General features: G+C 56.3%; 11 protein-coding genes and 2 pseudogenes. 9 read left to right on the top strand and 4 right to left on the bottom strand.

The genetic code is table 11. The features are described 5' to 3' along the window. From JZX88_RS25350 to JZX88_RS25335, 4 genes and pseudogenes are all read left to right on the top strand, one after another. Positions 1-621 (top strand): annotated as a pseudogene (locus tag JZX88_RS25350) (type VI secretion system tip protein VgrG); the annotation flags it as partial. Positions 622-635: 14 nt separating this feature from the next. Continuing rightward, the gene (locus JZX88_RS25345; RefSeq protein ID WP_206915139.1) at positions 636-1,757 is read left to right on the top strand and encodes a DUF2169 domain-containing protein; all 1,122 of its coding nucleotides are present in this window, start codon (positions 636-638) and stop codon (positions 1,755-1,757) included. After that, positions 1,754-3,271: a DUF4150 domain-containing protein gene (locus JZX88_RS25340; RefSeq protein WP_206915138.1), complete on the top strand. Its 1,518-nt coding sequence runs from the start codon at positions 1,754-1,756 to the stop codon at positions 3,269-3,271. Before JZX88_RS25345 ends, JZX88_RS25340 begins: the two co-directional genes overlap by 4 nt. Before the next feature lie 164 nt (positions 3,272-3,435). Beyond that, on the top strand, positions 3,436-4,314 hold the full coding sequence (locus JZX88_RS25335; RefSeq protein ID WP_206915137.1) for a hypothetical protein: 879 nt from the start codon (positions 3,436-3,438) through the stop codon (positions 4,312-4,314). Positions 4,315-4,430: 116 nt separating this feature from the next. On the opposite strand, the gene istB is transcribed toward JZX88_RS25335, so the two are convergent. After that, positions 4,431-5,225: an IS21-like element helper ATPase IstB gene (istB, locus tag JZX88_RS25330; RefSeq protein ID WP_206915136.1), complete on the bottom strand. Its 795-nt coding sequence runs from the start codon at positions 5,223-5,225 to the stop codon at positions 4,431-4,433. Beyond that, a pseudogene (gene istA, locus JZX88_RS25325) lies at positions 5,215-6,745 on the bottom strand (IS21 family transposase). Before istA ends, istB begins: the two are co-directional and overlap by 11 nt. 254 nt (positions 6,746-6,999) lie before the next feature. On the opposite strand from istA, the gene JZX88_RS25320 reads away from it, so the two are divergent. From JZX88_RS25320 to JZX88_RS25305, 4 genes are all read left to right on the top strand, one after another. After that, positions 7,000-7,659, top strand: a complete 660-nt coding sequence (locus JZX88_RS25320) for a hypothetical protein (protein ID WP_206915135.1) — start codon at positions 7,000-7,002, stop codon at positions 7,657-7,659. 230 nt (positions 7,660-7,889) lie between these two features. After that, positions 7,890-8,138: a GNAT family N-acetyltransferase gene (locus tag JZX88_RS25315; protein WP_371741269.1), complete on the top strand. Its 249-nt coding sequence runs from the start codon at positions 7,890-7,892 to the stop codon at positions 8,136-8,138. Positions 8,139-8,592: 454 nt separating this feature from the next. Continuing rightward, positions 8,593-9,423: an oxidoreductase gene (locus JZX88_RS25310; protein WP_206915141.1), complete on the top strand. Its 831-nt coding sequence runs from the start codon at positions 8,593-8,595 to the stop codon at positions 9,421-9,423. A 10-nt stretch (positions 9,424-9,433) separates the two neighbouring features. Further along, a complete protein-coding gene (locus JZX88_RS25305) occupies positions 9,434-10,480 on the top strand; it encodes an AraC family transcriptional regulator (protein ID WP_206915134.1) in 1,047 nt (348 codons plus the stop codon). Between the two features lie 326 nt (positions 10,481-10,806). On the opposite strand, the gene JZX88_RS25300 is transcribed toward JZX88_RS25305, so the two are convergent. After that, positions 10,807-12,543 (bottom strand): hypothetical protein, encoded by a 1,737-nt coding sequence (locus tag JZX88_RS25300; protein ID WP_206915133.1) that lies wholly within the window; start codon positions 12,541-12,543, stop codon positions 10,807-10,809. Positions 12,544-12,716: 173 nt separating this feature from the next. Beyond that, a complete protein-coding gene (locus tag JZX88_RS25295) occupies positions 12,717-12,950 on the bottom strand; it encodes a hypothetical protein (RefSeq protein ID WP_206915132.1) in 234 nt (77 codons plus the stop codon). A gap of 663 nt (positions 12,951-13,613) precedes the next feature. Here JZX88_RS25295 and JZX88_RS25290 point away from each other — a divergent pair. Next, complete coding sequence (locus JZX88_RS25290; RefSeq protein ID WP_371741268.1) at positions 13,614-14,513, top strand: DUF6615 family protein; 900 nt, start codon at positions 13,614-13,616, stop codon at positions 14,511-14,513. Positions 14,514-14,895: the final 382 nt, after the last annotated feature.

The following is a 14,895-nucleotide window of genomic DNA, read 5'->3' as shown; positions in this document are numbered from 1 at the left end:
TCCGGCAACCAGAAACACGAGATCGGTGGTTCTGTGAATACGGTCGTCGGTGGCACGGGGCCGATGGCGATGATGGCGATGGCGGGCGTGCAGGCGCTTTCGGGCCATACCGCTGGGCTGCTATCACAAGCTGCTCAAATAGCCGGGGCCAGCGGTCCCGGTGTTTCGGCCTTCGCCACGACACTTGCGTCATCGGCACTGGGTTTCCTTGGAGCAGGCGGTCTGTCATCGCGCGAGGGCGTCGTCTCTGGTCCAAGTCCGCGCGCTGATGCAGGAACGGCTCTTGCTGGATCGGGCACAGGTATCGGCACCGACGCCTCCGGTCTCTTCCCTCTCCCCGGCATCATGAACACAATTGTCAGTACTTTCAAATCCGATAGCGTCGGTGTGGCGCGGGCTGAACAGATCGGGGTGAGCAAGGTGACCAATGTGGGGCAGACGTCTTTGGAGAGCGTCGGCAAGTTCAAGAAGATCGCCGTCGGAGAAGAATTCGTCATCGAGTGCGGCGATTCCAAGTTCATCATGAAATCGAATGGTGAGGTGATCATCCTCGGCAAGACGTTCAATTTCGTCGCCACGGACCATTTCCAGCTTCGCGGCAAGCCGATCGATTTGAACTAAGGGAGCGCTTGTTCGTGGAACTCGACAACCGTCTTCCTTTTCCAGCCATGGCGTTTCGCCAGTTCGATATCGAGGGCGATCTGGATTGCATCGTTTCCGTGCGCGCAACCTTCAACCATGTGCAGGATGGGGTGATGGAAATCGCCCGTGAGCAAGAGAGCTTCCAGTGGGAAGACGCCTACGAGGGTGATCCCCACCAGACAGTTCTTCTCCGGCAGAGCGATCTGACCCCTGACAAGCCCGGAACGGACATCAGTTTTCTCGGGGATGCCTGGTCGCCGTCGAAGAAGCTGGAGAAGTCCTGGCAGGCTTCCATTCGTGTCGGCGATGTCTCCAAAGAGGTAGAAGTCTGCGGGCCGCGCTTCTGGCAACCTGTGATCAAGGAGAAGTGGGCTGGTTTTTCCGCCAAGGAGCCGAAGCGAGTCGTGAGCGACTGGACGCTGAGCGATCCCGAGCCGACCCGCCAGGTCTCCGCCTGCTGGACAAACGCCTACGGTGGCGTCATCCCAGGCACGGGCGATGCTGAAACTGACACTGACACTCCTGCCGATGTCGAACGCCGCAATCCGCTGGGCTGCGGTATCGTTACTCTCGATATGCCTGCAGACACGCCACCTTTCCGTGCGCCGCAGATCACGTCTGTCGGTGAAAAGCTGGCTTGGAAGGACACGCCTGAACCACAAGGCCTCGGTCTCGTATCACCATGGTGGCGCTTCCGTCAGCAATACACTGGCACCTATGACGATTCATGGCTCGAGAAGCGCCATCCACTTTTGCCGCGAGATTTCGACAACAGGTTCTGGCAGGCCGCCCATCCTGACTTAATTGCTACACCACATCTCCATGGTGATGAGAATTACGAACTCTGCAACCTGCATCCAGAGCATCCCGTAGCCAAAGGTCAACTTCCGGGGTTAACGCTTGGGGTTCATTGCCAAAGGGCGGATCGTGATGAGTGGTACGTTCTCAAGCTCGATGGTGTTCAGTTCGATTGGCGCAACGATGGGCGAGTTCTCCTAACCTGGCGTGCGCGGTTTCCTCTCCCTGAGGCAGGCGAGACGACACTGACCTTGACCCGCGTACGCCTGAAGGCTCCGGAACCCGAAAACCTCCATGCTGAAAAGGAAACGGCATGAGTATCCCACGGGACAATTACATCGGCGATCCGGACTATCCAGCGCCGTGGACGACGAAGACGCCGCGCGAGGGGCTTCGGGACATCGACGAAGCGAAAATAGTCTACCTGTCGCCAGACGTTTGCTGGACCCCTGTGGGGTCTTCTGTTGTGCCGATCCCGTATCCGGTCGTAGACCTGTGCGGTCACGACAAAGGTTACACCCCTTCCGTCCGGTTCACGGGCAAGAAGGCGATGGTCATGCGTTCTTGCACTATGCACGTCCACGGCGACAAGCCCGGGATTCGCAAGGGGCGAAAGTCCGGCACAGTTGAGAGTATCTGCGAGCCGATAGAACATGCGGATCAGGTTCGCGCCGAAGGCTCACACGTCATCCGTCACCTCGACCGGTTTTACATGAACAGCAGGAACACCGAGGGCGAGGCGATTTTCGTAAGGGGGACAAAGACCTACGATCCACCCGAGGATGATGATCCAGTGAGAGGGTCGCTCAAATGGCAGGACGGGTGGGACGAAGGTCGGGTGATGAGCGATGCCTCACCTGAGCCGTTGATCATGGGTGCGCAGTATGCGCAGGCCGTGCAGCAACCATTGCCAAGAACTCCTTCTACGCAACCCGTGCCTCGTCCAGCATCTCCACCTTCTGTTGGAGGATCAAATGTAATTCAAGGCCCGTGGACGGCTAGTACACCACCGCAACCAGAGCAACGTACGAACCCGGCAACGGTTTACGGCTGGATGAAAAGGTTCGGATGGTACGGTCTAGCAGTGGGATCAATCATTTTAATGCCAGGAGACACACCTCTTATTCCACCACTTCCCCGGGATGCCGACCCGGTGGAAAAGGACTTAAATCGCCGAGCTAGAGACCTACTCGACCCCCTTGATGCTAAATATAACAAAGAGGTCCAGGAGTGGTACCGAGAGCAACTGCTGCAGTATCAAGAAGTAAAGCGACAACGTGAGGAGGATTTAGGCAAACCGGCGGCACTTCCGGTGCCTGAAAACGTTCGAATTGAGCAGGAAGAGGAAAAAAAGCGTTGTAGGGTAGACACTTATCGCAAGATGGAGCCGATCTGCCGCGCAATCGGAATGCAGGCCCATCACATTGTACCAGATTGGACACTGCGTTGGGGAACGCGCGATGAAGCGATAGCCGGGCAAAAGCGTATAGATACGATGCCGGGGTACTGGAACGGCCAGAGTATTTGTGTGCTTGGCAACGCTCGGACCTCCGGAACCGAGCATAATGAAGCTCACCTGGCAGATGGTGCGATTGAGGCAATGGGATCGCGCTCAAACCCACCTTTTACCGCATCGTTGGACGATGTTAAACGAGAATCAATTATTGCAATGGCGGCAGTACGACCGGATTGTGCGAAACAGATACTGGATGCAGTCAATTCAGAGTTCGCGAACAGCAATCAAAATCAATTGCTGCGGGCGAAACAACGTGTGCAAGACATACCAGAACCGACAATGAAAATTCTCTCGAATGGCAGGTACCAGAAATGACCGATATGGATGTTGGACCAAACGAGCTTACTAGAGCCTGTGTTCTAAGTGGGAATTCGATCGTCGTTTCTTCAGTAAAGTCTAGTTCTGATGTCTACGAGCCAAAGTCTGTCCTATGGCGTTACTCCGAGACCGGCGGCGCTGCTCAGTGGGAGGCGCGGGAGATGGATGTACACGTTGAGAAAATCATCCCTTCTACGAGTGCGGGTGACTGCATTGTGTTGTCTTCGGAGGGTGAGGTGATTGTAGACGTTTTTACCGAACCTAGCATCGAGCGGATCGTTGGTGCAGGGACTTGGATCGAAGGTTCAAAGGGTTACGGTAGACTTCTATCGATTGCCAGAGTTGACGACATGCTTTTAGCCACCGGCAACGGAGGGCAAATTTATGTCCGGCGGGAAAAAGATTGGCGTCTGTTGACGGATACGATCCTTTTTGATCCAGAGGCACACGCTAGACTGAGTAGAACGGCACCACCGACGACCGACCCGGGCTTTTTACAATGGCTGATGGATTCTCGGGGACAAAGGCCGAGAAACATATCGCTCCATGATGTGGCGGGCCACAATACAGATTCGGTATATGTCTGTGGTATAGATGGCACGACACCCGTTTTGTTTTTCTGGGACGGCACAGCCTTAAACGAATTAAAAGTGCATCTCGAAGAAACTGCCTTGACGGGCATCTACATCGAAAATGAAGACAGTGTCTGGATATGTGGGCGCGAAGGCGTTTTACTACATGGAAGCAGCGCTCGTGGTTTCACCCCAGTCAGCCTTCGTCGCCAGTTGAACCTTTTCCATATGGTAAGGCCTTACCGTGGAAGCCTCGTTCTACCTTCAAGCGTTCGTCCCGGCGGCCTTTTCGAAGTGGATAAGACATCCTCGGACCTCCGCCGTTTCACCCCTAGAATGCCCGAACTGCAAGGGGACTATATTTTCCATTCTGACGCTTCAAACGATGTCCTCTGGGTGGTCGGTCAGAAGGATATTTTTCGTTTCGATGGAAGCGGATGGGAACGTATCGAATCTCCCGACTTCTGAACGGTTGTCGTAATATGGACGACGAAGACTTTGAAGAACTGTACTGTTGGTTTCCACGCAGAACTGAGCCGGTTTTTCCACCGAGAAGTGAGCCACCTCTAAGTATGGTTTTCTGATCAGGCTTTGGTCAAGGGATTGGCTTTTTCTCCTCTCTTTTGTGCCGCAGCGGCCGAGCTGGCTTTGAAGCGGAAGCTGTCGTTTCCGGTTTCCAGGATATGGCAACGGTGGGTGAGACGGTCGAGCAGAGCGGTCGTCATCTTGGCGTCCCCGAAGACGGTCGCCCATTCACTGAAGCTGAGGTTGGTGGTGATCACGACGCTGGTCCTCTCGTAGAGCTTGCTCAATAGATGGAAGAGCAGCGCTCCGCCGGAGGCACTGAATGGGAGGTATCCCAACTCGTCCAGGATCAGCAGATCGAGGCGAACGAGGGTCTCGGCGATCTGGCCCGCCTTGCCTTTGGCTTTCTCCTGCTCGAGCGCATTGACCAATTCTATAGTTGAGAAGAAGCGGACCTTTCGGCGATGATGCTCAATCGCCTGAACGCCAAGAGCCGTCGCCACATGTGTTTTTCCTGTGCCCGGCCCGCCGACAAGAACGATATTCTGCGCTCCATCCATGAACTCGCATCGGTGCAATTGACGCACGGTCGCCTCGTTGACCTCGCCGGCGGCGAAGTCGAAGCCGGAGATGTCCTTGTAGGCCGGGAAGCGAGCAGCCTTCATGTGATAGGCAATCGAGCGAACTTCGCGCTCGGCCATCTCGGCCTTCAGCAACTGGGACAGGATGGGCACGGCCGTATCAAAAGCTGGAGCCCCTTGCTCGATCAGGTCCATTACGGCCTGGGCCATGCCATACATCTTCAGGCTACGCAGCATGATAACGACGGCCGCACTGGCAGGATCATGACGCATGGCGGCCTCCCGCTATCCGAAGACGCAGACCATCATAGCGTTCGACATTCGCCTTGGGTTCGTGAAGCAAGGTCAGCGCCTGTGGCATGTCGATGTCGGGACCGTCGGTCGTCTTGCCGTCGATCAGCCGGTGCAGCAGGTTCAGCACATGCGTTTTCGTTGCCACGCCCGCATCCAGGGCCAATTCCACAGCCCTGACGACAACCTGTTCGTCGTGATGAAGGACAAGAGCAAGGATGTCGGCCATCTCACGATCACCGCCGGGGCGGCGAAGTATCTGGTCCTGCAGTTGTCGAAAGGCCAACGGCAATTCCAGAAAGGGCGCACCATTGCGCAGAGCACCGGGCTTACGCTGGATGACGGCAAGGTAATGCCGCCAGTCGTAAATCGTCCGCGGCGGTTTGTCGTGGCTGCGTTCAATGACCCGTGCATGCTCGCAAAGAATATTGCCCTCGGCCGCCACGACCAGTCGCTCCGGATAGATCCGCAGGCTGACAGGCCGGTTCGCAAAAGACGCGGGTACACTGTAGCGATTGCGCTCGAAGGTAATCAGGCAAGTCGGTGAGACGCGCTTGCTTTGCTCGACGAAGCCGTCGAAGGCGGTGGGCAACGCCATCAATGCCACCTGTTCTGCGGCCAAAACGTCGGCGATGGTGCCGGGCAAGGTGTCGTGCGATGTTTCCCGCCACAGGTTTTGGCAATGCTGTTCCAGCCAGGCATTCAATGCCGCCAGATTTGGAAAGTCTGGCATCTGCTGCCACAAGCGTGGACGGGCATCCTGGACGTTCTTCTCGACCTGACCCTTCTCCCAACCTGCGGCCGGATTGCAGAACTCGGGCTCGAAGACGTAGTGGTTTGTCATCGCGAGGAAGCGGATGTTGACCTGCCGCTCCTTGCCGCTCCTTGCCGCGACCGACGCGATCGACCGCCGTCTTCATGTTATCGTAAATGCCGCGACCAGGCACACCGCCGAACACCCGGAACCCGTGCCAGTGGGCGTCGAAGAGCATCTCGTGCGTTTGCAACAGGTAGGCCCTGACCAGAAGAGCCCGGCGGTGCGATAGCTTGATATGGGCGACTTGAAGCTTCATGCGCTCGCCGCCGATCACAGCGTAATCTTCACTCCAATCGAATTGGAATGCTTCGCCTGGGCGGAAAGACAGCGGAACGAATATGCCGCGGCCCGCCGTCTGCTGCTCGACCCGCCACTCACGGGCGAACGCGGCGACACGGCCATAGGAGCCGGTAAAGCCGAGAGACACCAGGTCCGCGTGAAGCTGCTTCAACGTTCGGCGTTGCTTGCGTGACTTCCCGGCCTCGGTCTTCAGCCAGGCCGCCAGTTTGTCGGCAAAGGGATCAAGCCTGCTCGGTCGTTCCGGTACCGTGAACGTCGGCTCGATCGTACCAGCGTTCAAATACTTTGCGATCGTGTTCCGCGACAGCCCGGTGCGCCGGCGGATCTCCCGGATCGACTGCTTCTCGCGCAGCGCCATCCGACGGATGATGTTTAAAAGTCCCATGTGGATCACTCCGTTGCCCCCGTCGCTCAGCGCGTTGGGGGAAGGTTCACATGGCTCAATTCTCAATGGAAATTATGCGCCTAACCGGCTCAGTTCTGCGTGGAAACCAACAGGCTATCGATTAGAACTGCTACTATGCAGCAGTTCAGCGTGGTACAACTGCTCAATGTCATCGAGATACAAGCGAACCAATGCTGAAACGACGTGATCTTGTGGCCGCGGGAGGTATTCTCGCAACTCTCGGATGGTCGCGGATGGCTGCTGCATCACGCTACCCTGCGCCTGAAGATATGCCGGGTGCGCCGTTCGGTGATCCTAACCTGAAACTTGCGATCCTATCCAGCCTCATCGACAAACACCTGATCGATATCGGGACTCCACAACAGCTTGCCGAGCATGTTCTTGGACGGCCCGTCGATCTTGAGAATGAAGGCTACAAGCCCATTCCCGCAGTTCGAGCCTATCTGGATCGCTACCCTCTCTCGACCGACCTTCTGAATCAGATCGACCAGCTTGTTCTGGATGGAGGCAGTTCCATCTATCGATATGTCTGGTTCTTCTGGGATGGAGAGGACGATATCTTTGATATCAACAGCCTTGCCGGGATCAATCACTGCCCGAACATCAAGAGTCTTGATCTAACGTCGATGATCGGGACTGTGGACCTTCGTGACCTCCTGCCGCCATTCAAAGTCGAGACCATCAATGCAGGGATTGCGTTAGAGAACATCCCGGCTCTGCTCGACATGCCCAGTCTACGAAGCGTCCGTGTCCTCGACGACCAGCTTTACGCAGATGTCACGACGCCGGGGCATCCCAATCGACAGGTGATGGAAGTGTTGAAGGCTAGGGGAGTCTCTGTCTGGGTTCATTGGGTGTCCAGTTACGATGAGAACCGCCCCGCATACCAATAACTGCGATCCTGGGTGCGCTTCGGAAAGCGACGCAGTCAAGCGGACCATCAACAAGGGCATCGAAAGCGACCTTCACAAAAGATTTGGGTTGATACCTTCTATTGGTGCTGAGCATGATGATGTCTTCTTAGTCTTGGCGGTCATCAATGAACCAGAAATCGATTGACGAATACTCTGCGCGTACGCTGTCCTTCTAATTATTGAGTTGGTGCGTGTCGGAGGTGGCGATCATGATGGAAACTGAACGATTGATCCTGCGTCCATCAAAAAAGGTGGATGTTCTGCAGCTGTTTGAATTCCTCGGAGACCCCGCGGCAATGCAGCATACCCATAGCGATAAAACGCTTCGGGAGTGCCGCCGGCGGATATTGGTTCATGAATGGCGAAGACGCCGTTATGGCTGTGCGCCATGGGTTGTCGTACGCCGTGAAGACGGCCGAATCATAGGATGGGGTGGACAGTTCAGTTTGCGGAGGTAAACGACAGCGGAAAGGCCTTGAATATGTACCGAGATGATGAGGTTGGCGGCCCCAGCGTGGCCCTGCATCTGGCAATTCGAGCTTACGTGGACGGAAAAATTTAGAACGCTAGCTCGCTAATACGGTCGGAGGGTGGACCATTGTCGCCACCCGTTCCGCCCATCGTCGGTAAAGGTGATCGCCGGGTCTATAAAGGGCGCGAGATAATTTCTGGTTTAGGATCAGGCGTCAAAGTGGATATTAACTGGCGTCGCCGGGGGACAATCGAGTTCGGCAGGCGACGGCACGTTTCTGACAAATCGCCTTAGGCGCTTTTCGATTGCGAATTGGACGGCTTGCTCAGCAAGGGAATTCGCAGCATGTTTGGCGCATTCTGCAAGTGTCTTGGCATCATTCGTCAATGATCGACCGCCGAACGGGGCATAAGGTCATCTCACAACAAAGAGAGGTCGAGATGATTGACAACAGAAAGAAAACTGCGCTCGTCACCGGCACATCCTCCGGCATGGGCAAGGCGATCGCCAAGTGCCTGATTTCGGATGGCTATAGGGTTTACGTCGCCGCCCGCCAGGTCGAGAAGATGGACGATCTTGCGCGGATGGGAGCCACGCCCCTGCGCATGGACATCTCTAACGAAGTCGAGATAAGGGCCGCTGTCGAAACGATCCTCGCTCAAACAGGGGGCGTCGACGTGCTGGTCAACAATGCCGGATTCGGCCTCTATGGCCCGGTCGAGGACATCGGCATTGATGAAGCTCGATATCAGTTCGAGGTGAATGTGTTCGGTCCCGCACGGCTGACGCAGATGCTGATTCCGGCGATGCGCAAAAAAGGAGCGGGCACGATCGTCAATATCACCTCCATGGGCGGCAAGATTTACACCCTCCTTGGCGCTTGGTACCACGCCACCAAACATGCGCTCGAAGGCTGGTCGGATAGTCTCCGGCTCGAGCTTGCGCCGTTCGGCATCCGGGTCGTGGTGGTTGAGCCCGGTCTAATCGAGACGGGATTCGGCGACGTGGTCGCCGACGGACTTCTCGAGCGTTCGGGCGAAGGTCCTTACGCGAAGGTGACGCGGGCGGTCGCCAAGTCGACGCGGGAGGCCTATGGCCATGGCCGAGGCACCGATCCCGTTGTCATTGCCGATATCGTCTCCAAGGCTGTCGGAGCAAGAAAGCCGCGTACGCGGTATGTGGCGGGCAAGTATGCGAAGCCCATGATCATGATCCGCAACTGGTTCGGCGACCGCATGTTCGACCGGGTGATCATGAGCCAGATGCGATAGGGAGAGAGCCATGAGTGGAGCGCCGGCAGACAGGTGCAAGATACCTCGGGCGTTCTGGCTCGCGGTTGAACATATCGGCGTGCCTCCAGCGGCGCTGCTGCGCCAGGCGCGCCTTCCCGCGACACTGCATCTGAACGGCCAAGGGCTGGTGAGCACCGCGCAGTTCTTCGCCTTGTGGCGGGCGCTGGAGGAACTGACGGCAGACCCAGGCCTCGGGATCAAGCTGGTCGAAGCAGCCGAAACTTCTGTTCACCCACCCTCCAGCCTCGCCGCCTTTCATGCCCGCGACTACCGGGACGGGCTGTCGCGCATAGCGCGGTTCAAGCGACTCTGCACACCCGAGCAGTTGCACTTTTCCGAGGAAGGTGGGGAATGCACGGTCATGTTCGAATGGCTTTACGCTACCGAACCGGAGCCGTCGATCGCCGTTGACGTCGACTTCGCCACGTTGGTCGAACTGGGCCGACGCGGCACCGGGCAGCGGCTGACGCCCGTCCGCGTGGAGTTCCAGCGGGCGGACCCGAAAAGCGACATGCATCGGTCATATTTCGGATGTCCCATCCGCTATGGTCAATCCCGCAACGCGTTGATCCTCAAATCCGCCGATCTGGATCGACCGTTTCCCGGTCACAATCCGGAACTCCTCGAACTACTCACGCCCGCCCTTGCGTCGGCGCTGGGAGAAATCCAGGCACGCAGTTCGATCCGCGAGCAGGTGAAGGTCGTGTTGAGGCGGAACCTGGCCAGCGGCCGGCCGGAACTATCCGACGTCGCATTCGACATAGGCATGAGCGAGCGCACCCTCCAGCGCCGGATCACCGATGAAGGCACGACATTCCGAGAACTTCTCGTCGAGGCGCGCCAGGAACTGGGTCGGCAACTTCTGTCCGATCCCTTGGCTGAGATCGAGGAGGTGGCCTGCCTCTTGGGATATCAGGACACCAGCTCCTTCTACCGTGCCTTCCGGGACTGGGAAGGCGTGACGCCGAACCGATGGCGGGAGCTCAATGTCGAGCACTTCGGCCGCCAGGCGGCTCCTGACATTTCAGTGCATTAACACTTCGCGCGTCACGGCACTGGTGCTTTGTTCACCACTGGCATCGCAAGCGATTCGAAATTTGAGGCACACCAAATCTCAAATAGGAAAGTCCGCTTATGGCGCATTCTTGCTACGGTAGCTGCGGAACAGTTCACCACGCTTGGTACATTGTGGGAGGACGCCGCTTATACCTGATCTATGAATCTGGCCACATCACCAAGACAATACCTGTGAACAGTCCGGAGTTAGCGGATTAGTGCCTGCGCATTGCCGGAAACCTATGATCGATACCGAAGCTGTAGCCAGCGATCGGTTCCCTGAAAGATGATGCCATCGCATCGCACTCAGCGGAGGTTTTCTGCAATCGTCCGATAACACGCTTCGTCGTTGCCGACGTTGGTTGTAGCAACCGGCTTCCATGTGTCTCGATCAAAATCAAAGAACTCGACGACGCAGGTTTTGGTGTCGTAGTTCAACCATTGGGCAGCGACCAGTCGGCTATCGCGGCGAAAGTCCAAACTCAGATACATGTGCTCTTCCCCGCCACGAGGGAATGAGCCCGGGCGACCCGTTTGATTGTTGGCGGCGATAACGAATGAGCACCCTGTGCCACACCCGATCTGGATAAGGGTATAGCGGCCAGCGAAATTTGGTCCTTGCCGTATACCGTCGCGAATCCGGGTCCTGAAACTGTTGAATTCGCGATCGCGTCCCCTGAAGTCCGGCATGACGGTCTTTCCCGAGAAACGACCTTGGGTAGGGTAGCTGGAAAAGTCCGGCCGCTTGAACGCCGAGTTCAAAGCAGCCCCTACCGCATTTTCCTGTTTATAGGAGGTTGCTTCACAGGCGTGCCAGCGCATTTGATAGCCGTATTCCCCCTCACGGCCATAACACCATCCTACAGCCTCCAGCTTGTCGCCAATGGCTTCGCGTCGTTCACAGGCCACATTTGTTTCCGGCAAGTCACCGCTGCCGCCGCGGCAGGCAGCATTCTGGTCCGCCCACTGGGCTATCAAACGTACAGGTTGAGAGACGTCTTTGTCCGTCTGGATAACCTTGCTCGTTTCGGAAAGGATCACACCAGCCCTCTGGTCCCAAACCAGAGAAAATTCGGCGGAGCCGGATGAAATCCGGTTCCCGACATCGCGTTTTGTGTACCAGTCAACGATTCCGTCAACCTTGCAGGTTTCCGCGCAGGTTACCTTCATCGAACCTGCCTTCACGCTGTACGCACGGACTGGCCACCTATTCGCGAAGTTCCGTTTTTCGTCAATCACGGAAACCTTCGGCGTCGTTTTCCCATAGAAATCGACCGTATCGGCATACGCCTTTTCCATAAAGGCGAGCGCCTCCACATTCCTACGAGACCAGGCGTCATAGTATGCCGTGACGAAGGACGATGCTTTTTCCTCAGTTGTTGGTGGAGGAGCCTCGGTGGCGAGTGGGGCCTCAGGCGCAGCTTTTGGAGCGACCTTGGCCGTTGAAGCGGATTCGGTCAGATCGGCTAAGCTGCCCCAAGTGACTTTATAGTTCTGCATCTCGCTAGCCGTAAGATACCGCATATCGTCACTGGGAACGGATAGGCTTAGTTGAAGCAGTTTGGGATCGACATCCATTTCGACCAGATACGTCATGATCTGGGCGGTTAGTGCCTGAACGGCTGCGACCGCGATATGCCCTTCGAGACTGGATTCCGGGGAGAAAGAAGACTGGTGCACTCCGATCGCGCCGGGCTCCGCCTGTCGGTTTACACCTCCCACGAAAGCGAGTGCGCAGGCAGAAGCGCATTCGGCAGAACGAAGCTGAAGCGTGGATAGTCCGAGCGACCGGATCATCCTCCCATACGCCATCGCCGTTGCAACATTGCCGCCGTTGCTGTTGAAGGTGATCAGTTTGGCACCGCTTGCGGCGACTTCACGTGTAAGTTGGTCAGGATTGTCCGATGTGGTGAACTCACCCTTCAGGAGGAGAACAGGCGAAGAGCCGTCAATTGGAACACGCTCAAGGGTGATGTCCGCATGTGAGACCCCGGCACAAGCGATGGATGCCGTAACCGCTACCAATAGAATACGCTGAAACACGACCTCTGTCCCCGTTCGCTTTCAGATGCATGCTATCGCGTCAAATCCTACGCGCAATATGGAAAGCTGCCACACCGGGTTTGACAACTGCCTTGAGTAAATGAAGAGAGTCGATGATGGTACGTGGTCTGGAATTGGCCATCCCTCGATGTTGCGGGGATGGCCACAGGACGTCAACGTAAAATGCGCCGATTGGTAAGGCGCTCTCTCCGGGTTTTGAAAAGATTTCCGTCAAAAAGACCGAAAGATTTCCAACCGTCTTCCTTGACCTCACCATACAGAATACGGACTATAACGGTTCCGTCACCAATATCTTCTATGATGGAGACCGTGAATGTCCCGCCGATCTCGGAATTCACGTCAAAGACCTCTTCGCCGAGAGCCGGCGTGGTCGCGATAGCTCGCATAAGTGCTCCAATGCTCGATGAAAGTTCGGGCGTGGCGCACAAGCGAAAGGATGAACTTGCGCTTATGCGCTTAGAGTTCGGTTTGCCTCAGCAAAAGTATCTGCCTCATGATATCCCCCTACGTAGGAATTTCTGGCCGACGGTTCGGCGTAGCTGTCCTGCCATAAGCAACAGATGCCGTCAATCAGCGGGAAATGGCGCAACTGAATTCGGCTGTTTTGATCCAAGGCAGACGCTCGACCCGTAACACCTGATTGATGTAAGGTCGAACAGAAGCGCACAATGGACGCAGCAAATGCCTTATGGAATCTGCCTGAAGAGTTGCAACATCCTACCGGCCATACCGCCCGTGGGCAGCCATCTCAAAGAGCCTCCGCTTGTTCATTACGCCAGCGTGGAAACTCATACGCCGAAGACCGCCCCTACGACGTGATCGCCAACTGCTTGAAGCTGTTACGAAGTTTGCCTATGACTTAGGGCAGGCGACACGACCGCATCAAGTGGGAAGATCGGAGGCTTTTGATGAATGGCGGTTCAATCTCGAGGGGCCGAGGTGTTTGCGATCGAGGGCATCGAGGTCAAAGATGGGCTCGTGACGAAGGAGTTGATATGGCTTAGGTCGGGATTCTGACGGCCGCTTTATTGTAAGATGATGGGGATTAGATGCCAGCAACGATGTGCGACCTCGCAACGAAATTACCGTTACTGATCGGTGGGCTTCTGGATCGGGAGAGTAAGCTCAAGAAGGGGCGTTTTCGGGAAGAGACGATGACCGACATTCTCACCGGGGCTCTTGCTGCCTTCGCCGGACCTAACCTCGTGATCGAATATCCTCCCGAGGCGGTGACAGGCGGGGACATTGACCTCCGGTTCTGGCACGTCGCGGACGCGGAAGAGGTGCATGTCCGATTGCAGGCAAAGCGTCTGAATGCGGAGATGGATGGGAAGCGAAAGAGGAAGGTTCAGCACCGCTCCTACGAACATTTGCTGCATAGGCCCAATTCCACGGCCCCATATCAATTCAGGACGCTGGAGAGTTCGCCTTATCCTTGGGTGCCGCTCTACATGTTCTACAATCACCTTTCGGTTGTCAACGACATGCATTTTAAAGGAACCACGCCGACCGTTAGTGGCGTTAACCTTGCCTTCGCTAAGGACGTTGCAGAGCAATTGGAACTCAAGGTTGCCGGTGCCACAGCGGCCGCTAAGAAGGTCATTCACAATCAGCGGCTCAGCCATCTCCGGAAGAACTTCTTTGAACTAGACGCTATCTTGTGCCCGGCTGGGGACTGGAATGGCGAAGAAGTGCCGCCGCCTAGCTTGGTGGCGGCCTCGCTGTCGGAACGTTATGAAGAGTTTATCAAGATCAACGACCTTGACGCAGATGATGCCCTTTTTCGAATTCTGACCAAGCCGGGACGCCTGCAAGTGGCACTCAACGCCCCCCGGCGGCTGGGAAATGGTCCAGCCGTTCGAATAAATCAGACGCTCGAGCGCCCGGTTGTTACGCTGATTTCTGGGCGGACGGATGCCGCACCAACGATCACGGGCGGTCCTACATAAGATGATCAACGGGTGCCTCGACGGAGAATTTGTGACCTTTTGGCTAGCCGAACGATCGTCCTCTCCTTCCGCCCAGTGAGAAAAAGCTGCCATCAGCTCTCGGCCCCAACTCTGCCGCCTTTTTCAAATCGAGACGACGGCAAGCTTTCATTTACCACAGGCTGGATCGCCGGGTTCCATGCCGCGTATTTGTCATCTTTGCCGCTATACCCGGCGATAACAACAACCGATGAGGTGACATGATGTCAATCAACTCGGGTCATGCTCGATATTTCCCGCGACCCACACCAACTACCGTTAGCCCATTGGAACGGGCTATCCTGCAGCTAGAGAAGATGATCGATGCGCAAAGATTGAGTGCGCTACCGGCACCGTTTGCACT

The sequence above is a fragment of the Agrobacterium sp. OT33 genome (assembly GCF_017313365.1).
Lineage (GTDB): Bacteria > Pseudomonadota > Alphaproteobacteria > Rhizobiales > Rhizobiaceae > Agrobacterium > Agrobacterium rhizogenes_A.
Note: the sequence above shows the minus strand (reverse complement) of the source record. Positions and strands in the feature narration are given on the sequence as shown.